Genomic DNA, 20,577 nt, shown 5'->3' with positions numbered 1-20,577 from the left:
CTCATCGAAATCGGACTGCATCATGCCTACAAAAAACCAAATCTATTTGGATAATGCGGCTACCACTGCCCTAGACCCTAGGGTATTGGAAGCTATGACCCCTTACTTGGAAACCTATTTCGGGAATCCTTCAGCCGTGCATTCCCATGGCAGACAAGTTAGGACGGCAATAGAGAAAGCCAGGAAACAAGTTGCCGGCCTGCTCAATGTTACAGCAGGAGAGATTTTTTTTACCTCGGGTGGCACAGAAGCAGATAATACGATTATTCATGGCGCCGTGCAATCCCTAGGCCTAAAACAGATTATCACCTCTCCCATAGAACATCATGCTGTATTGCATGCAGCAGAAAAGTGCGCCCAACTTAATAGCATTCCATTAAGGTTATTAGAAGTGGATCAAAACGGAAACTTGGACTACAACCAATTAACTCAATGGCTAGAAAAAGAGCCTGATTCACTTGTTACCCTTATGCATGGTAACAATGAGATTGGAAACCTGATAGAACTAAAAAGTATCTCAGAAATATGTCAGGAAAAAGGGGCCTTTTTTCATTCCGACACCGTACAGACCATGGGGCACTATCAACATGACTTACAAAGCCTGCAGGTTCAATCCATAGTAGGTTCAGCACATAAATTTCATGGGCCGAAAGGAGTTGGGTTTTTGTATATTAAAAAACCACACAAGATCCATCCCCTTTTAGTAGGAGGTTCGCAAGAGCGCAATATGCGAGGCGGCACCGAAAATGTGTATGGTATCGTAGGGCTGGCAAAAGCTTTATCCTTGGCTTATGAGGAAATGGATTCCCATAAAACCCAAATTCTGGGGCTAAAGAAGTTATTCATCGAAAAGCTGAGCAAGGCACTTCCCGAAGTTTCTTTTAATGGAGCCTCCGGTGATCTAGAACATAGTTTATACACCGTACTCAATGTATGCTTGCCTGCTTCCAAGAAAAACGAAGGAATGCTGTTGTTCAATTTGGACCTTCATGGAATCTCTGCCTCTGGAGGTTCCGCATGTAGCAGTGGAGCCACTCTCGGATCCCATGTATTGAGGGCACTCGATAGTTCGGCGGAAAGAGAGTCGGTTCGTTTCTCCTTTAGCAGGTACAACACAACCTCTGAAATCGAAGAGGTGGTGAAAGTCCTTAGCGAACTTTATCTGGAAAAGCTTTAAAAAGGAAGCTTAGTAAGGTCCACATTCCCCCCTGACAAAATTATGCCTACCTCCTGCCCAAGGAACATCTCCTTATTGGCAAGGAGTGCAGCCAATGGAACTGCACAACTTGGTTCCACCACGATTTTGAGCCTTTCATAGATGAGCCGCATGGCCGTTACGATGGCTTTATCCTCTACGGTAAGGATATCCTCCACCAATTCCATAATTACAGAAAAATTCCTTTCCCCCAAGGATGTCAATAAGCCATCCGCTATGGTTTTGGGGTTGGTCATTGGGATTCTTTTACCCGCTTTGAAGGACTTAAATGCATCATCAGCACCCAAGGGTTCTGCTCCATATACTTTTATAGTGGAAGAAAGATAGGAGGCTGATAGGGCAGTGCCTGCCAACAAGCCCCCGCCTCCTACAGGGGCCATAATACTTTCCAGTGAAGGTATTTCTTCTAAAAACTCCAATGCACAGGTGGCTTGACCTTCGATAATATCCCAATGATCATACGGAGGTATAAAGCTAGCTCCTGTTTCTTCCACTACTTGCATTAAAGTCCTTTCCCTAGCTTCCAAGGTTGGTTCGCAAAAAGTAATCTCCCCTCCATACTCCTTTACTGCATCAATTTTTACAGTAGGTGCTGAGGTTGGCATTACAATAAAACTTGGAATGCCAGCTTGAGAAGCAGCCTTAGCAAGAGCCGCTGCGTGGTTGCCACTACTGTGAGTGGCCACCCCTTTTTGTTTTATACTATCCTGCAATTTTAGAACCGCATTTGAGGCACCTCTGGCCTTAAAAGCCCCCACCTTTTGGAAGTTTTCACATTTGAAAAAGACCCTACATCCGGCCAATTTGTCTATGGCTGTACTTTTCAGCACTGGAGTTTTATGTATAAAAGGCCTAATCCTTTGGGAGGCTTCTTTTATTTTTGTCAAGGTTGGAAAATTGCTGTTGCCCATAAATATTTTTGCCCAGAAGAGGATGCGTCTTCTGGGCAAATTATTAAAAAAAGAACACTTTTTCAGCCCTTACCTTGATAAAACTTCTTTCATTGCATCAAGATAGGAAGGTTCTGGCACTTCCTTTCCCATAACTAGCATCACAAAATGTTCAGCAAGTATTTCTTCAGGGTGTAGGGTATAGTCAGTATTTGTACCTATCTTTTGCTTCAGGTCAGGAGCGGCTGCAAAATTCTTTAGCACTGGATAATCGTCAATCAACTTTGCTGCCTTCTCACCCTGCCCCCCATCAATATACATAAGCCTTTGCTTCATATAAGTAAAGAAAGACCCACCATCCCAATCCTCCTCAGAGATTAGGATAAAAACAACCTCTTCATCCTCATTTTCGATTTTTAGTGTAATGGTGTGCTCTAAAAAGGGAGCATCAGGATTGGTAATGACATAATCTCTTATTGCTTCTGGATAATGGATCCTGTTGGTTTCGTAAAAGTTTATGGTTTCATATAGGTCTTTTCTCCTTTCCGGCTTGTATCTGGTCAAGATATGAAATAGTTCATGAGCTAGAAAATCCTCGGAAACATCGCCCCTTACTACTATGTAATTCTCCCTGGTATAACTGACGGCTCCTCCTTCCTCAGCCATTGTGGATTTTACCAACAAAATCTCATTTGGAAACTCCAGCTTCAACCCAAGGTTATCCATCTTGTTTTTTACTGACAAGATTTTCCCAGTAAGCACTTCCCTTTCCTGCTCGGTCCAAACTTGGGCTTGCTGGCTAGCAAATTCCAAATAATCTTCCTCCTGATCACTGGACTTATCCTTAGTCCTCGAAATGAGATCAAACTTACTTAGTTCCTTGGTATAAGAGTCGGAAGTTCCCAACCTCTCCGAAGCCTCATCTACAGGTGTAAATACAATTACTACGTCCTCCCCAAACTCAACCTCAAGTTCTGGATCCCTGGGGGTTCTAGGAGGGTCTCCATTCGGGTCCTCATTTGGATCCGGATCTTCCGTTACTGGTGGTACATCCGGTGCCTCGTCTGAACTACATGCTACAAAAAAAGCAAAGGTCAGGAGAATCAATAAGATCCTTTTTGCAAAAACATTTGTTTTCATACTATTCTATTAATTATTTGTTTTCTTTTCAATCAATATACGTTCCAAGGTTTTTGCAAATCCATACAGGTTCTTTTCTGAAAGCATATCGATATGCTCTCCTGGAACCTCCCAAGTATTCATGTCTTGGATAAATGGCTTCCAACCATAGAATTTTTTGTCGGGAAGATATCCACTCTGGATTCTTGCCTTAATTAGATGCACCTCGCCCGAATAAGGTTGTAGGTAGTATTTTATGCATGCTGCTTTATACTGTTGCTCTATCCCCTTAAACTTCAGCAATAGGGGGTCTTCATTTTCCTGAACTTTCCCGAATTTTTTTTGAAATATTTTCCATTTTGAAGAAAAAGAGTCTTTTTTTATTCTCCATAGAATTTTAGGTTGGTTAAACAGCAAATGAAGGTCAAAGAACCTTTTCCTTATGGAATGATAATGGTGGAAGAACTTTTTTTCCCATTTATCCAAATTTTGTTCCCCACTAACAGCATAAGTATCAAAGAAAATCAGCTTAGACACCGGGTTTTTCATTTCCTTAAGTTGCTGAGCCATTTCGTAAGCAATAATCCCACCTAAGGAATAACCAGCTAAATTATATGGCCCATGAGGGTTTTGTTCCAATAAATCTTTGATATACTCACTAGCAATTTCTTTTATACTCAATGGGGAAATACCCCTTCCATCAAGCCCCAAAGCCTGAAAACCATAGACTGGTTGCTCACTGGGCAGCCTTCTAGCCAATTCGATAAAAGGATGTATGTTCAATCCTCCGCCATGGACAATATACAATGGGGGGTTTGACCCTGTTTTCTTAATAGACACTAGTGGTTTCCAATAATTTTCGGAATTCTTTTTATCCTTTCTCAAAAATGCAGAAAAGGTGAAAATGGTTGGATGCTTGAAAAGTACGGACAATGGTATTTTTTGTCCGAACGATTGTTCAAGCCTTGAAATCAATTTTACCCCAAATAAAGAATTGCCTCCTATCTCAAAAAAATTATCATGAATGCCGAGATTTTCTATCCCTAATACATCTTTCCATATTTTAAGCAGCTTCTCTTCTAGTGGTGTCTTCCCAGAGTCCAAATTCTCGGGATTTTTCCTGTCGATAGGAAGCTGCTCTAATTTGATCCTATCAATTTTCCCATTTGTAGTAATCGGAAAATTAGGAACCTCTACATAATGGGTAGGTACCATATAGTGTGGTAATGAACCCTTAAGCTGGGATTGAAAAAACTGCTGTTGTTTTTGTTCCAACAGGCGCGGTGTAAATGCCTCCTCTTGTTTTCCTTTTAACCTCAAAAATGCGATCAAATAGGATAGCCCCTCATGATTTTTCTTTAAGGTCACAATTGCTTCCTCCACCGCTGGAAAACCCTTAAGGGACTCTTCGATTTCTCCCAATTCTACTCTATACCCATCAATCTTTACCTGGTGATCCATTCTGCCAAGAATTACAAGTTCACCATCTTGATTTATATACCCCATGTCACCGGTAAGATATGCTGCCCTATTAGCTTGCAGCGGATGAGCAATAAATCTGGCTAGACTTAATTCCTTCCTGTTCAAGTAAGATGCAGCTACTCCGGCTCCAGCTATCGTCACCTCACCTTTGTTTCCACGAGGTAAAACCTCCTGATGCTCATCCAACACCATTATTTCAGTGTTGTGAATGGGCATGCCAACAGTTATGGAATCATCCCCTTTTTGAATCCGTTTTAAGGTGGAAAAAATCGTCGTTTCCGTAGGGCCATAAATATTCCATACCTCCTTACATAGTTTATTAAGTTGGTCTGCAACTTTTGCTTTCAAGGGCTCTCCACCGGAAATTGCTTTTAATTTTGTAAATGGTTTTTCCCAACCATATGCCAATAGCATTTTCCAATGGGTAGGGGTGGCAAACATTAATGTGACCTCATCGTCCTCGAGTTGTTCGAGAATAGCAGATGGTTCCTTCCGTGCCATTTGATCCATAATCCTCAGCGAGGCTCCAAATACAAGGGGCAGTAAGGTTTCTAAAATCCCAATATCAAAAGAAACAGAACTAACAGACAATATTTTGTCATTTTGTGATATACCTATGTGCAGCGGAAATGATTCCACAAAGTTTATCAGGTTATTATGGGTCAACACAACTCCTTTCGGCTTTCCAGTTGAACCCGAGGTATAAATTATATAGGCAGGAGAGTTGACTGGAATTTCTCTATTCAAGGCTTTGGATGGAATACCTTCCTGTTCCCTTTTAAATTCCTCCCATGAAATATCCTTAGTTACTGATTCTAAATGGCTTAAAGTACTTTGAACGGACACAAAATACTGGCAACCATCATTTACCATAAAATTGATCCTTTGGCTTGGCAATGAATCGTCAATGGGCAAATAAGCTGCTCCTGTCTTTAAAACCCCCAATATTGCAATAACATATTCCTCCGACCTAGGCATACAAACACCCACCACCATACCGCTTCCTACCCCTTTTTGGTCTAGGTAATTGGCAAAACGGTTGGCCATGGTATTTATTTCCTCATAGGTGAAATCTTTATCCAAGCAACTAACACAAATCTTTTCCGGAAATAGGGCTACATTTCTTTCAATGGATTGAATTATAGTGCCTTTTCCCTCCAATGAGGTGGTTTTTCCTTCTATAAAGCTAGGAGATGATTTGTCAAAAAATTGTGTCTTTCCAAGCTCCGTAATATTTCCATTGGTGACTTGCTCCATCAATTTCACATAATTTTGGGCAAAATCTTGAATGGTTTTATCATTGAATGTCTTATTTGAATATTCAAAAGAAATTCGGAAGGTTTCATCTTCCTCTGTCACAAAACAGGTTAAGTCGAACTTAGGTATTGTTTGATTTAAATCAAATCGGCTGATTTTGAAATTAGGTATCGGAACAGAATCTAAGTCCACTGGATAGTCAGCGGCAAACATTACTTGAAATATGGGGTTCACCCCGTAGGTTCTTTTTGGAGAAACTTCCGATACGATGACTTCAAATGGTACATCTTGGTGGTCAAGGCAATCGTAAAACTGCTTCTTGAGATTTGTGTGAAACCGTATAAAATCTTCAGATTCGGTAATAACGCATCTCAATGGCAAGGGATTTACAAAATACCCTATCAATTCTTCGGAACCTTTTATATGCCTCCCTGAAGAGGCTATTCCAATGCAAAAGTCCCTCTGTTGGGAAAACTTGTAAATAAGCAAATTGAATACAGAAAGGAGAAACACGAAAGGGGAAGACTGAAGTTCTTTTGCCCTATTCCGAATTTTTTTGGTCACTCCCTTATCAAACTGAAAGCTGTGTATCCCCCCCCTTCTCTCAGAAGAATTAGCAGTACTGGAAATTTCTGGTAAGGAGAGGTTTTTATGGTTCTCCAAAAGTTGTTTCCAAAAGTTGACCTTCTCCCTTTTTGTTTCTTTGGTGGATTCTTTCTTCTGCCAACCTGCATATTCCGCATATTGATAATCCAGGTTCCCAGTGTGCATTCCTTGGACCTGTCCCACAAGCTCATCAGTATACCTACTCACAAACTCTTTGTAGAAGATTGGCAAAGACCATCCGTCGCAAGCTATGTGATGAAAAACGTTAATCCATAAAAACTCATTGTTTGGCAATCTAACTAAGCTACACCTAAGCATATAATCCCTTTTAAGATTAAAAGGTCTGAAAAAATAGGATTCTACATAGTCGTATAACTCAGTATAATCGAGATTTTCGCTGAAGGTGAATTCATCCACATCAAGATGCCAATTATCCGATGTGATTATGCGCTGGTAGGGGCTCCCCTCCATCTCCTCAAAAATTGTCCTTAAAACCTCATGTTTCTCAACTATAGATTTAATGGAATTTTCAAAATGTTCAATTTCCAACTCCCCTTTTAATCGCAAAATAAAAGGGATATGGTATTCACTGGAGCCACTTAAACGGTCTAAAATCCAAAGGCTTTCTTGGTTGTAGGATAGCGGGATCAATGCAGGGCGACTTTCAAAACGGGGAATACTATCCGCCTCCTCAGTTTTCTTAAGATCAACTACTAGCTCGGCCATCCCCTTAATAGTGGGCTGCCGATAAAGGTCAGAAAGAGTAAGATTTAGTTCAAAAAGTTTATTCACCTTACCAATTAGCCTTACAGCTAGCAAAGAGTGCCCCCCCAATTCAAAAAAGTTGCTCTCTAAGCTCAATTGGTTATGGCTAAAAAGCTCCTGCCAAATAACTTTGATTTTGTCAAAAGTGGAATTTGCAGGTAATAATTCCTTTGACTTAGACGAATCAACTGCATTAGTTACCTCATATTGGAGCAGTTTGTTCCTATCTACTTTCCCATGGGGAGTCAACGGAAACTGGTCAAGGCCCACCCAAATAGAAGGAACCATATAACCAGGCAATTGACTTTTCAAAAAATCTATCAATAATGGTTCAAAATCCTTACTTTTTGGAACCACATATCCCACCAATAAATCGGATTCTTGCATGGTTTTCAGAAGTACACAGGCAGAATGGACAAGACCACTTTTTAAGGCATAATTTTCAATTTCAGTTAGTTCTATCCTATAACCTCTGATTTTAACCTGATAATCAGATCTACCCTTGTATTCTATTTCCCCGTTTGCCAGAAACCTTCCCAGATCCCCCGTTTTATATACTTTTTTACCTTCCCCAAAAACCGGATCCAAAATAAATTTTTCATTTGTTTTTGTGGAATCCACCAGGTATCCTGGAGATAGACCAAGGCCCCCTATACAAATCTCACCTGTAATCCCTGTAGGACAAGGCTCTAAATCCTTACTGAGTATGTAAAAGTATGTGCCTTCTATGGGTCTGCCAATAGTTACAGGCTCTCTTTGCCTGAATTTTTTGCATGAAGAATAGGTGGTGTCCTCGGTAGGACCATATAGGTTGCGAACACTCACTTTCTGCAGATCAATAGCCTCAAGAAACCGATAAGGAAAAGGTTCGCCGGCCACATTTAAGCACCCCACATTAGAAAAGTCCATCCCCTCAGCGATCAAGTAATCTACAACACTTGGCACAGTATTGATAAACAACTTTCCATTCTTGGAGCTATGGTTTAAAATCTCAGTCCCATCTCCAAGAATTCTCACTGTTTTTCCTATTAAAAGTGGGTAAAAAAACTCGAAAATGGACAAATCAAAAGATGCAGAACTTGTGGCCAACAATACGTCGAATTCTTCATCTCTGAACTCATTTTTTGCCCAGTGAAAAAAAGCGTTGAGATTACCATATGTAATCATCACTCCCTTAGGCTCTCCTGTAGATCCTGAGGTATATATCAAGTGGCTAATTTTGTTTTTACCCGCATGGATGGAAGGGTTTTCTACCGAGTTACTTGACCATGTCGAACCCTTCAACGATAAAACTTGTAGGCCAGAAAACTTTTCCTTAATCTGCGGATTATCCGTAGAGGTAATGACCATTGAAGCCTCGGAGTTTTTGACCATTTTTTCAATCCTATTCTTGGGTAATTCCGGATTAATTGGAACATAGGTAAGTCCTGCTTTCCAGATCGCCAAAATAGCAATGATGAGGTCACTATTGCGATCTGTGGCCACCAAAATCGATTTCAGTTTTTTTGCCTTTAGAAGCGTCCATGACAACTGATTTGCACGATGATTTAAATCTTCAAAAGTTAGTACATCATCCTCTACGGTGATCGCTATGGCATCGGGAATTTCAATGGCATTTTTCTCAATATCTTTTATCAGATTAAAACCCCTATTCTCTAAAGTTGACTCGCTTCCGCTTTTATACGTACAGAAGGATATATCCCTGATTTTTACTTCTAGGTTGTTTTTAATTTGACTGATTAGGCTATTATAATCTCCTAATAAGCCCTCAATAAATTCTTTAGGGTAATAGCTGGAGTCATACAATACCTCCACAAACGTATCGAAGATACCACGATGCACTGAAAATGTAATTTTAAAAGGGGAGGATATTGCAGTTCCTTCCATCAATTTTCCACTTGACCCTGCAAAGTTTAGAAATTGACCATCTCCTTCGACTTCAAAATTGAATAAAATGTCAAAAAAAGGTTGCTCAACTAATAGTTTTGCATGGGAAATCGATTTTGCCAGCTCGGAAATGGGCAACTGATGTTCAAAGTCATCATGAAGGGATAAGTTGGTATCCCGAAAAAAATCCTTGAAACTTTCGTTTGGGTCAATAACCGACCGAATCGGAATAGTATTAATAAAATACCCGACGGACCTTTCCCTATCCACTGTTGTTCGAGTAGATACAGTAATCCCAATGGTTTGGTCCTTGACAAAACTGTATTTATAAACCAAGACCTTAAAAGCAGCTAAAAAAAGTGCAAATTCAGTCGACTTGTATTTTTGTGAAACCTCTTTAAGAAATGTAATATTGCCTACAGGAATTGGAGCTTTGATTGAAAACCCAGTAGGTCTTGTGTCAAAGGAGTTGATCTGCTTCTCAATGATCGTGGCATTTGCTTCCTTTAACCTATCCTTCCAATAGGAAAGTCTAACCTTTTTCTTTATCTCCGCTTCTACCCTTTGAAGATATCCAAAACTTGGGGGATTTTCAGGTAATTTCTCTTCTAACAAACCCCCTTTATATAAAACATTATAGTGATTCTCAAGTGATCGTAAAAAGATGGATAATGAAGATTTATCAAAAGCTATGTGGTGAACAATTATACTAATTAGGTCAACATGATGCTGAAAATGAAAAACATGCATCCTAATCAGAAAGTCTTTTTCAAGGTCAAAAGAATCTTGCATCAAAGGCCTAACGAATGAGGGTACCTGTTCAGCATTAAAGGGCTCGTGAGACACATCCCATTCCTTTAAACTCCATTTATGTTCAGGCAAAAATTCAGTAAGGATAAAACCCTCCTCTTCCCTGAATACAGTCCGAAGATGCACTTCCCGTTTCAGGATATGTCTTACAGCTTCTGCCAAAAAATCCACCTTTACACCTTTTTCAAAATGGATGTTAAAGTTTAAATGATAAGCACTGTCATTGCCTAATTGATGGTTTAACCATAAGCTTTCTTGCTCGTAAGTAGCACTATTTGAGGGGATTACTAAGTCAGTTACCTGCTGATTTGTAGCCCTCTTACTCTCAATGCTTGCAAGAAATAACTCCAGCCTCTCTGCTTTAAAAAGGTCAACAACCGAACAGTCAAGCTCAAAAAGACGATTTATTTTTCCAACAAAACGAATAAGATCAATACTATTTACCCCCAATTCATAGATACTCCCATTAAATTCTGGCAATTGAAGACCTGTAGATTCATTAAATAAAGAAATCAAGCTATCTTCTACATTGTTTTTGACGTGGAGTAGCCTATTTTCTATGCGATACTCTTCATATAAATCATGTAACTTTTTGTAGTCTACCTTTCCGTTTAGGTTAAGTGGAATCTTATCCACTTCGATGATGGCATTTGGAATTTCTACCTTATTCAAAATCCCTTTTAGTTTCGCCAAAAATTCTTCTGCATGATACCCTACCGAAGGCACCACGCAAGCAATCAGTTCTTTTGGCCTTTCCTTCCCATTTACGGCAAATACCAAGGAGTCTTTTACTACCTTCGTACTTAGCAATTTTTCCCTTATCCCTGCTAATTCGATACGATGTCCCGCTATTTTGACCTGGTCATCCACCCTTCCCAAAAACTCCAAATCCCCATTTGGAAGTGTTTTACCCAAGTCACCAGTTTTATACCAAATCTTGTTGTTGAAAAGTTTAATGAAGGATTTTTCGGTGAATGCTTTATCCTTAAAATAGCCCGAAGTCACTCCCTCCCCGGAAATATATATTTCACCTGTATGCCCATCTGGCACCTTGTCCAAATCCTTGTTCAATAAAGCCAATTGAACATGTGGAAGTGGTTTCCCAATATTATTACCAGAAGTTTCAACCTGAACCTTCTTTACCGTAGCCCAAATGGTACATTCAGTGGGGCCATATTCATTGTATAAATTGCTATTCGGAGAAACCTCAAAATGTCCCTTTATCAATTCAGGAGGAATGGACTCTCCACCCAAAATGACATTTGTTAGGGATGAAGACCGTATAAGGTTATTTTCGAGTAAAAACTGATAATAAGTGGGAACACTAACCAGCGTATCAGCTTCTCTTAATCGTTGGGTTAGGTACGGTTTATTAAAAAGTTTTTCCTGAGCAGGGATAATGATGGTACCACCAGTCATGAGGGGCCATAAAACACTTGCAATAGAAGCATCAAACCCCACTGAAGTTAACCATAGTAATTTAGGCTTATCCCCATAAATGGCTATCCTAGCTTTAATACTGCTGTTTAAATTTTCCTGGCTAATCATTACACCCTTTGGAGTGCCTGTTGTGCCAGAGGTAAAAATTATGGAAGAGGTATCGTTCTTACTTTTGTTTGCTTTACCTGCAAAATCTTTGGGTAAATTTACGGGGGACATTAAGCGAATTGTAGAAACAATTCCACAACTACAAAATTTTTCGACCTTTTTACTATTCCTTTCGGTGGTCAATAAAAATTTGGGTTGTAAAACACCTAGAATATTTTCAATTACTTTCTGGGGTTGGCTTGGATCAACAGGTACACAAATGCCCCCAAATTTCAATACTCCAATAAAGGCTACCACAAAATCGATGGACTTATCCACTACAATTGGAATAAGGTCATTTTTTTTCAAGCCTTTATGAAATAAATATAAAGCAACTTTATCCGAATCCTCCTCTAAGCAATTATAGGTTAATGTTTCTTTATCCTCATTTACGGCTATGCCTTCACCAAACCTTTTTGAGGAACCATATATCTCCTCCATTACTAAAGAGACCATATTTCTGTCTTTATTTCTCGATGATCCCAATCCTGCTTCTCCCACACTAGTTTACAAAAGGTTATTTAAGATTAAACAATAGAGCAAAATTAAAACCTATTTTCTATAAAATAAAAAAAAATGTAAAAAAACGAATCTTATACCTAAAATAATGCTCTTTCTGGCAAATTTAGGCTGTTATTTATTAGCTCCTATCAATAATTATTCCATAATGCAAAATTCCAATTTAACTTTTCAGGATAGAAAATAGCACAGTCCATCACCTGGATGTGGACTGTGCTGATTGAATGACTAACTTTTCGCTTGAACCTTACCAATAACTATAGCAGGCATTCCTTCTCTTTCAAAGAACTTACCCGACACAGCAACCTGCTCCGCAGCATGTTTTTTTAGTTGTTGGTATGGCTCCTTGTTTTTGTGGTCCTCTATAAGCAAATAAACTTTTCCATCGGCACCCAATAACCCAATCGGCATCCCATTATTGATGCAACTGGCTGCACACTCTTTGTGGCCTTCTCCCTTGGCGCCGCTGGCCATATAGCAGGACAAGTCCAGCACCTCTCCGGACACCTCTACTTCTTCACCGTCCTTATCCATTGGGATATTGGATGGAAGAAATACCAAACAGACTAGTCCAAGGAAAATACCTCCTAGCCTTACTGCAAATGAAGTTTTCTGTAAAGTTTTCATAGATAATTATTTAGGTTTAATTAATTCACATTTCAAATTACCTAAAAAAAAGAACTTCACCAACTTAGCTATTGGCTAAACCACTATTTTACCTATAAATCACTAGGGATGTAGCCTGTTCAGAATTTTCTTTGCATCATGCCACTCTAACCTAGGGCCAAACTGGCCTACAATTTTGGAAGACGCCATGCTTGCCAATTTTCCACTTGACGCATAGGAATGCCCATTCGTGATCCCATACAGAAAGGCTCCTGCAAACATGTCTCCTGCACCGTTACTGTCTATAGCCTTGATTGGGTAGGGCTCAATGTCAATGAAAGTATCCCCGTCGTAGATCATTGCGCCATTTTTTCCCTGGGTAATCACAAAATGATTTGCGGCTTTTTTTAACTCTTCCCGAGCCTCCAAAAGATTGTCCTTACCTGTAAAAAGCTTCGCCTCCTCCTCATTGGAAAACAACAAGTCCACACTGGGACCGATGATATCGTCAAAGGCAGCTTTGAAATATTTAACCATTGAAGGATCAGAAAAAGTGAGGGAAACCTTGGTCCCCGCTTGTTCAGCAATCCGTTTGGCCTGTAGCATAGCTTCTTTACCATTTTCGGAGGTCACCAGATAGCCTTCCAAATACAAATATTTTGCATCTTTTATGGCAAATTCGTTTAGATCCTTAGTGGAAAAGTTTTGCGTGATCCCCAAAAAGGTGTTCATCGTCCTTTCGGCATCTTCAGTTACCATCACCAGGCATTTGCCGGTGATCCCTTTTTCAAGTGAGTTTCCGGTTAGGCTGTTGTCCACACCAGCATCCGACAAGTCCTCGACAAAGAACCTGCCCAGCTCATCATCTGCCACCTTACAACAATAATAACCTGTTCCCCCAAATTGGCTAAGGGCAATGATGGTATTGGCGGCAGACCCCCCACATTGCATTTTTGTGGTTTTAGTGTTGATTTTCTGCATCAAAAGGGTTTGCCTTTCCTCATCTACCAAAGTCATCAGGCCTTTTTCAATTTGATAATTTTTCAAAAATTCATCCGAAACAGTGAATTCAATGTCCACTAATGCATTGCCCACTGCGGCAACATCGTATTTTTTATTCATTTTCTGAAAGGTGTTTTTCTTTTAATTTTAATTTCCTCCCTTGCCAGAAGGCAAGAAAGGTTATAAATGCTAACAACATAAGGCCAAAAAACTCCCTGTTTATCTCCATTTGCTCGGTTTTCATGCTGAGGTCCTTCTGCTCCACTTCTTGAAATAGCCACCCACTAATATCTGTGGGCCAGAAAAAAAGGGCAGTGGAGACATAAAGGATTACCAGTACCACTAACAGTTTGTAGGGAAAAATTTCAAATGCAGCAAAAGCCGAGATTATGGTTCCCACCAGATAGGCAGGCACCCACCATTCCGGGTCAGGATCATTAAGCTGCCAATAGGCAAACAGAAGAAACAATACAGCCCAAATACCAAAGAATATTTTCCATCCTTTTTTCATCTGTTTATAATTTTTTTTCAGCGGTCATATAGCCTGCCCCGAACTCGTTTCGGGGGAATCTCGCTTTGATAATCATCCCTACCATTGACATATTACTTTAAATCAAATAATTTATTGATTAAATACAAACTTTTAAAGCTACTTCGCTGCGAGCGTTGCGAATTCGTTGCGCCCGTTGCGAGAAACTAAATGTCATTTCCTTTCTGTAAATGCCAATTTTTAATACTCCGTGTGAGGTTCTCCTCATGCTCGATTTCATGGATATAATTTTTATCAAAATAAGTGAAAATTGATGGGAATCCTAAACGCAGGCCCTAATAAGCGGTGCATTGCTACAAACCCAACTGTTTTTTGATGAGGTCATATACTGATGTGGGACTGTATCGGGTCTGGGTGAGTATCTCTTTATCGCCAATAAGCACCGGCCAATCCAACTCATTGGTAGGTACTATCCCATGTGATCCCTTCACTAAAGAGGCATCAAGGGGTATTACATCCATCAAATACCTAAAACCTAATTTCTTCTTGAGTAGCTTCAGCCCAATTTTACCCTTTAACCATTTTATGTTGGGGTCAGCAAACATTTCTACAGGATCATAGCCTGGTTTTCTATGTATATCTACCGTACGGGCGTAATCAGGTGCCTTTTTGTCATCTAACCAAAAATAATAGCTGAACCAACTGTCCGGTTCGGCCATCACAACCAGCTCTCCCGACCGCTCGTGATCCAAATGATAGCGCTTTTTACCCTCCTCATCCAATACCCGGGCGACCCCAGGTGTATTCTCCAATAACCTCCTTACTTCTGTAATGCTTTCGGGATGCTGTATATAAACATGGGCTACCTGATGGTCTGCCACAGCAAAAGCCCTACATGTTCCCTCATCAAGAGTTTCCAGTCCCAATTCGTTTTTCACTTGTATATACCCTGCATTGCGCAAAACACGATTAATATGCACCGGCCTGTTTACTGAAGTGATCCCATATTCTGAAAGCAGTAGGACTTTCGCTCCCTTTTGTTCATAATATTCCACCAATCGCTGGCATAGGGAATCAATTTCGGTCAAATCCTTACCTATTTTCTCAAAAGCAATTCCATGTTTTTGAAGTCCGTAATCCAGGTGGGGTAAATAGATAAAGGTTAGGGTGGGATCGTGCCACTGATCCACCAGCATTGAGGCCTCAGCGATCCATTTGGAAGACGCAATATTGGCATTAGGGCCCCAAAACGAAAAAAGCGGAAACTGACCCAGCTCCTTTTGTAACCTGTCCCTCAAATCCATGGGCTGAGAATGTACATCAGGGAGCTTGAGACCGTTGGCAGGGTATAAGGGTCTGGGAGTAACGGCGAAATCTACCGTAGAATACATATTGTACCACCAAAACATATTGGCACAGGTAAATGCGGGATTTTGGGCCTTCAGCTCATCCCAGATTTTCTCGGAATGAACCAGCCTGTTGGATTGCCTCCAAAGTTTCACTTCAGACTCCTCCCTAAAGTACCAGCCGTTACCCACTATTCCATTGTCCTTGGGCCATTTCCCGGTTAAGTAAACCGACTGGGCAGAACAGGTAACTGCTGGCAATACCGGCTCTATCACTGCTTGTTGCTTTCTCCCTGTCCATTCTCTAAGAAAAGGAGTATGCTCCCCTAGCACCCTGCCGGACAGGGCCACAATATCTATGACTACTGTTTTATTCATATGAAGAAATGGAGGTTAACACCCATTGCAATTCCCTAGCTATGGATTCTGATAAGCTTAAATGGATATCTTCTGGCAAAACTTCCCAGGTATAGGTTTCCACTTCAAGATGAGGGGTATAGTCTTCCTTAAGATTCAAGGATAAAACCTGTAAAATGTCTTCCTGAGTGGATTGAAGATTGCCGTATTCGGAAAGAAATATGGGAACATGAAAATGAATGCGCCATTCTTGATCCTTAGTCGTATCGAGTTGATGAAGGGCTTCAGGCAAGTCCTTGTAAGAAGAAAATTCGCCCTCAATGGACTTTGCCACCACTTGATGCAGATAAGTTGACTCAGCAAATGGCAGTAAGGCATTTTTCACTTGCCCTTTTTCTTTTGCACCTTTCAGAAGGGACACTTTAAGTGCTGCACTTAATTGGAATTTGCCTATACCGATACCCTCCTCCTTAAATCTCCTAAGCACGGCGGAATGATCACTGTATACCACTGCAAAATGGCATACATCGTAGCATATCCTTATATGCGATTTAATGAGGGTTTTGGCTTCTTCCACACTTCCCCCAAGCTCAGATTGAAGTTGTTCAGCCCCATTTTTTAGCAGCCACTCCTTGAAGAAGTATATCGTTTCATCGGCGTTCTCAATCATGCCATCCGGCTCTGGCTCAATGTCCAGGTGCAGGAGTTTACCAGTCTGCTGATGTAATTGGTGCAAGTGAGCCACAACCTCAATGAGATGGGAGGTGCTTTTTTCCCAAACTGCCTTTAATGCTTCCTCCCCTTGGTGCCAATGCCTATAGGAAAGCGGGGAAGTGCTGATGCCCCCATCCATCCCCAAGGGAAGCAATTGGCTCATGAGGGTAAACAGCCGATTGGTATAGTCCCTTCGCTCTGAAGTGGTCCAATCGGGTTGGTGTACTTCATCTTTTACTACCTGCCTATGAAACCCACCATAGGGAAACCCATTAAAGGTGAACACATAAAAATCGTTTTCTTGAAGCCAGTTTGAGAATGCGTTCAGGTGGTTCTCCTTTTCCAATTCCAAACTAGCTTCATTAGATAACCTAAGCCCTATGGCAAATGGCCCTTCAACCCCTACTTTCTCCCGAATGCCGGGAAGATACTTTTTTAGATTATCAAAAGTGTCCGTCCAACTTTCCCCCGGATGGATATTGGTACAATAGGTGAGGTGCTGATTTTTTATTTTCATATGTTTATAATTTCTTTTCAGCGGTCAGATAGCCTGCCCCGGACTCGCTTCGGGGGAATCTCGCAGTCTATAATCATCCCAGTGTGTGACGTGCTCGTCATGCTCGATTTCATGTGTTTATATTTGTCTTTTTAAGGTCACATAGCCTGCCCCGAACTCGTTTCGGGGAATTTATTTCGGGAGAATCTCTAAACGATAATCATCCCGGTGTGTGAGGTGCTCGTCATGCCCTGACTGCCGTCAGGACAGGCTCGATTTCATAATAGCACCTTTCAAAAAAGTGGATCCCCTAGGCCTTTAAATCCTGATATTGGTATTGCTTGAGTAGTTCTATCGCGTCCACAATCAGGTTCTTGTCCATTTCATGCACTTCAACACCGCTTCCTATAGCATTCAGTAGCATAATGGTCAATTCACCCCCTAGGTGTTCCCTAAATTCTTCCAACCCCTGAAGGATAGATGTCCCAGAAAGCTCAGGGACAAACAGTTCAAACCCCAAGTTTTTGATCAATTGAATAATTCTGCTCAGCTCTATCTCTGTCAGCATACCCTTAAGATGCGAATAAGTGGTGTCCAATGCAATACCTACTGCTACGGCCTCCCCGTGTCTGATTTGGTAGTTGGTAAGTTGCTCTAGCTTATGCGCTGCCCAGTGACCAAAATCCAAAGGCCTGGATGATCCCATTTCAAAGGGGTCCTTACCTGCGATATGGTCAAGGTGCATTTCTGCACAGCGGGTGATAAGTTCCTCCATGGCGGGGTTTTGCCTGTCCAAAAGCTCAAAGGCATGGGATTCTAGCCAAATAAAAAAAGAAGCGTCCTTGATAAGTGCCACTTTGATGGCTTCGGAAATTCCGGATCTCCAATCTTTGTCCTCTAATGTTTGTAGAAATTTGAAATCGTTGATTACGGCCACCGGAGGCGTAAAGGCGCCTAAGTAGTTTTTTTTGCCATAAGCGTTGATACCGTTTTTGACCCCTATCCCAGAATCGTTTTGGGACAGAACCGTGGTGGGAATCCGAATGTGCCGAATACCCCTGTGGGCAATTGCTGCGGCAAAGCCTACCATGTCCAAAACGGCACCCCCTCCTATGCCAATAATATAGGAATGCCTGTCAATGCCAAACTCGTGGGTGGCATCTAATACCTGATCCAAGTGCTTTTTCTCGTTTTTCACCCTTTCACCTCCGGGTACGATCAAAGGTTGGGCACAAAGAATAAAAGTATCTTCGAAGGATTTAGAATACGCCTCTATGGCACTAATGAGATAAGGATGTGCACGATGTACTCCTTCATCGATCACAAAAAAAACCTTTGGCTTTTTATCCCCCTTCAGCAAATTGGCCAAAAGAGGATTCTCCAGATCAAATATTCTTTCTGTAAAGCAAACCTGATAATAAAAAGGGACCTTAAAGGCCTGCTCTATGATTTTATCTTTTCGTTTATTCATGATTTATTCTCTCCCTTTTAAAAATGGAGCACTTTATTTCAACTCCGCACATGTACTATAATCAACTGAATTTTGGGGGTTTAAGTTACAGCAAAAATCTTGGCCAACCAAAGAGAAATTGGCAGGAGGGCAATAATGGCTATACCAGGCAAAATACCCGCAAATGCACTGGCCAAGGTGGCATTTAACACAATGAGTGCAATCACTCCAGCTTTTACCGCTTTTCCTATCAATGCAGGTTGTTGCAACTTTATGGCCTTAAAAAGTGGTGGATAAACCATCACACAAAATAATACCAGAAACGGAAGCACTTCCCATGCCATCATACCCCTGTGAAAGAGGGCCAATCCTATCACTGCCACCGTTATGCTCAGGTAAAGGACTAACCCCCCCAATAAGGCACTCTTGTTTTTTCCATGAACCTCGCCCCTGCTGATCATGGTAATGGCGGCAATATACGCCAAAGGAATCAAAGAAACATACCAAAATTGACCAATGGCATAGTAATATGCCGTCATTCCCAAAAGCAGGTTGCCACTTCTACACGCCCCCATGTTAATAGGTCCAAATATGGGCTGATGTTTTCCCCAAGCATCATATACCAGAGCGAAAACAGTAATGAAAACTGCCAATTGCCCACTCCAAATAGAAACCTGTGCCGCACAGACAATCCCTCCTATCAATAAAAAACTGGCAAAAACCACTGCCCAGAATATCTTAACCTGACCACTGGGTATAGGCCTTTCCGGCCTTTCCTTGGCATCCAGGTTGGCATCAAAAATATCGTTAAAAGCCACTCCGCCCCCGTACAAGCCTAAGGTAGAAAAGGTGAGCCAAATTAATGCCTCCCAATATTCCTCCGGTTTATCACCAAAAAGTAGTGACACACCCCCTACAATGGCAAAACCAGCCCAAATGTCTGCTACCGCAGTGACCACATTGGCTGGCCTTGCAAGTTTTAAAAATGCCCGAACTTTTGTCATTCAGCTATCAATTCTTCACGATATTGGAGGATTTATCTTCCACCACCGGGGTTTGGCCTCCCCTAAGCACCGAATTTCCGTCGCTTAATTCAGTCTGGTCTATGGCGGACCTGTTTAGCCAGTCTTCCTCCTTAAATTGGCCACTTTGACCATACACAGTTAGGGCATTTTGATAACAAGTAAGGTGGATATGCTCCTCCGGAACCCCTCTTTCTCTCATTAAATTGGCGGTCTTGGGCACTGATAGAGGATCACTTACTCCCCAATCAGCAGAACTGTCAACTATTATCCGCTCAGGACCATATTTTTTCACCACTTCTACCATTCTTTCGCTTCCCATTTTGGAATGGGGATAAATGGTGAAGGCCGCCCAAAAGCCCCTGTCCAAGACTTCTTTCACGGTCTCCTCGTTATTATGGTCAATCACCACTTGGTGGGGTTCAAGTCCATGCTCCAGGCTGACATCCATACTTTTGGAAGTCCCTTTCTTTTTGTCCCTGTGAGGGGTATGTATCATCACGGGCAGGTTCACTTCCTTGGCAAGTTCCAACTGTGCTCGGAAAAAACGGTCTTCCGCTTCTGTTTGATCATCATAGCCTATTTCTCCTATCGCTACTACGCCCTCTTTTCCTACATAAAGCGGTAGCAAATCCATGACTTGCTCCGAAAGGGCCACATTATTGGCCTCCTTGCTGTTTAATCCTATGGTACAGTAATGGACGATACCAAATTGCTTGGCGCGGAACCTTTCCCAGCCCACCAGGCTGCTGAAATAATCCTGAAAACTGCCTACTTGGGTCCTTGGCTGCCCCAACCAAAAGGCTGGTTCAATAATGGCCACGATGCCTGCCTTTTTCATGGCTTCATAATCATCTGTGGTCCTAGATGTCATATGGATATGTGGATCAATATACATGGCATTTAATTTTTTGTGATAATTCTAGTTTTACTAACTAAAGGAAAAGTCCTGTTTA

The 20,577-nt window shown here is 41.3% G+C and carries 12 protein-coding genes; 1 reads left to right on the top strand and 11 read right to left on the bottom strand.

Annotated features, from left to right (window positions below; genetic code table 11):
- Positions 1-22: 22 nt before the first annotated feature.
- Complete coding sequence (locus tag DB520_RS24195) at positions 23-1,177, top strand: cysteine desulfurase family protein (RefSeq protein WP_114752367.1); 1,155 nt, start codon at positions 23-25, stop codon at positions 1,175-1,177.
- On the opposite strand, the gene DB520_RS24190 is transcribed toward DB520_RS24195, so the two are convergent.
- The 11 genes from DB520_RS24190 to DB520_RS24140 all read right to left on the bottom strand — a co-directional run bounded on the left by DB520_RS24190 (position 1,174) and on the right by DB520_RS24140 (position 20,519).
- Positions 1,174-2,127: a pyridoxal-phosphate dependent enzyme gene (locus DB520_RS24190; protein WP_114752366.1), complete on the bottom strand. Its 954-nt coding sequence runs from the start codon at positions 2,125-2,127 to the stop codon at positions 1,174-1,176. The two genes, DB520_RS24195 and DB520_RS24190, sit on opposite strands and share 4 nt — an antisense overlap.
- Before the next feature lie 69 nt (positions 2,128-2,196).
- The gene (locus DB520_RS24185; protein WP_114752365.1) at positions 2,197-3,246 is read right to left on the bottom strand and encodes a hypothetical protein; all 1,050 of its coding nucleotides are present in this window, start codon (positions 3,244-3,246) and stop codon (positions 2,197-2,199) included.
- A 9-nt stretch (positions 3,247-3,255) separates the two neighbouring features.
- On the bottom strand, positions 3,256-12,075 hold the full coding sequence (locus DB520_RS24180; protein ID WP_157972232.1) for a non-ribosomal peptide synthetase: 8,820 nt from the start codon (positions 12,073-12,075) through the stop codon (positions 3,256-3,258).
- A gap of 291 nt (positions 12,076-12,366) precedes the next feature.
- Positions 12,367-12,765: a hypothetical protein gene (locus DB520_RS24175; protein ID WP_114752363.1), complete on the bottom strand. Its 399-nt coding sequence runs from the start codon at positions 12,763-12,765 to the stop codon at positions 12,367-12,369.
- Between the two features lie 102 nt (positions 12,766-12,867).
- On the bottom strand, positions 12,868-13,866 hold the full coding sequence (locus tag DB520_RS24170) for an adenosine kinase (protein WP_114752362.1): 999 nt from the start codon (positions 13,864-13,866) through the stop codon (positions 12,868-12,870).
- Positions 13,859-14,257 (bottom strand): transmembrane 220 family protein, encoded by a 399-nt coding sequence (locus DB520_RS24165; RefSeq protein WP_114752361.1) that lies wholly within the window; start codon positions 14,255-14,257, stop codon positions 13,859-13,861. The genes DB520_RS24170 and DB520_RS24165 overlap by 8 nt, the downstream gene beginning before the upstream one ends.
- 332 nt (positions 14,258-14,589) lie before the next feature.
- Complete coding sequence (locus DB520_RS24160; RefSeq protein WP_114752360.1) at positions 14,590-15,960, bottom strand: alkaline phosphatase family protein; 1,371 nt, start codon at positions 15,958-15,960, stop codon at positions 14,590-14,592.
- Positions 15,953-17,170, bottom strand: coding sequence for a metabolite traffic protein EboE (eboE, locus tag DB520_RS24155; protein WP_114752359.1), 1,218 nt, complete (start codon positions 17,168-17,170; stop codon positions 15,953-15,955). Before eboE ends, DB520_RS24160 begins: the two co-directional genes overlap by 8 nt.
- A 289-nt stretch (positions 17,171-17,459) precedes the next feature.
- Entirely contained in the window at positions 17,460-18,620 is a 1,161-nt protein-coding gene (locus DB520_RS24150) for a 3-dehydroquinate synthase (protein ID WP_114752358.1), read from the bottom strand.
- Positions 18,621-18,700: 80 nt separating this feature from the next.
- A complete protein-coding gene (gene eboC / locus DB520_RS24145; protein ID WP_114752357.1) occupies positions 18,701-19,603 on the bottom strand; it encodes a UbiA-like protein EboC in 903 nt (300 codons plus the stop codon).
- Positions 19,604-19,610: 7 nt separating this feature from the next.
- The gene (locus tag DB520_RS24140) at positions 19,611-20,519 is read right to left on the bottom strand and encodes a TatD family hydrolase (RefSeq protein ID WP_114752356.1); all 909 of its coding nucleotides are present in this window, start codon (positions 20,517-20,519) and stop codon (positions 19,611-19,613) included.
- Positions 20,520-20,577 lie beyond the last annotated feature (58 nt).

Origin of the sequence: Pleomorphovibrio marinus (genome assembly GCF_003347495.1) — a bacterium.
Classification (GTDB): Bacteria; Bacteroidota; Bacteroidia; order Cytophagales; family Cyclobacteriaceae; genus Pleomorphovibrio; species Pleomorphovibrio marinus.
The sequence above is the reverse complement of the archived record's forward strand: the minus strand, read 5'-3'. Positions and strand labels throughout refer to the sequence as shown.

What these genes read in the sequence shown, in the direction of transcription:
- DB520_RS24160 (WP_114752360.1), bottom strand. Translation starts at nt 15,960, where the DNA reads ATGAATAAAACAGTAGTCATAGATATTGTGGCCCTGTCCGGCAGGGTG.
- DB520_RS24180 (WP_157972232.1), bottom strand. Translation starts at nt 12,075, where the DNA reads ATGGTCTCTTTAGTAATGGAGGAGATATATGGTTCCTCAAAAAGGTTT.
- DB520_RS24190 (WP_114752366.1), bottom strand. Translation starts at nt 2,127, where the DNA reads ATGGGCAACAGCAATTTTCCAACCTTGACAAAAATAAAAGAAGCCTCC.
- DB520_RS24175 (WP_114752363.1), bottom strand. Translation starts at nt 12,765, where the DNA reads ATGAAAACTTTACAGAAAACTTCATTTGCAGTAAGGCTAGGAGGTATT.
- eboC (WP_114752357.1), bottom strand. Translation starts at nt 19,603, where the DNA reads ATGACAAAAGTTCGGGCATTTTTAAAACTTGCAAGGCCAGCCAATGTG.
- DB520_RS24165 (WP_114752361.1), bottom strand. Translation starts at nt 14,257, where the DNA reads ATGAAAAAAGGATGGAAAATATTCTTTGGTATTTGGGCTGTATTGTTT.
- DB520_RS24185 (WP_114752365.1), bottom strand. Translation starts at nt 3,246, where the DNA reads ATGAAAACAAATGTTTTTGCAAAAAGGATCTTATTGATTCTCCTGACC.
- DB520_RS24170 (WP_114752362.1), bottom strand. Translation starts at nt 13,866, where the DNA reads ATGAATAAAAAATACGATGTTGCCGCAGTGGGCAATGCATTAGTGGAC.
- DB520_RS24195 (WP_114752367.1), top strand. Translation starts at nt 23, where the DNA reads ATGCCTACAAAAAACCAAATCTATTTGGATAATGCGGCTACCACTGCC.
- DB520_RS24140 (WP_114752356.1), bottom strand. Translation starts at nt 20,519, where the DNA reads ATGTATATTGATCCACATATCCATATGACATCTAGGACCACAGATGAT.
- DB520_RS24150 (WP_114752358.1), bottom strand. Translation starts at nt 18,620, where the DNA reads ATGAATAAACGAAAAGATAAAATCATAGAGCAGGCCTTTAAGGTCCCT.
- eboE (WP_114752359.1), bottom strand. Translation starts at nt 17,170, where the DNA reads ATGAAAATAAAAAATCAGCACCTCACCTATTGTACCAATATCCATCCG.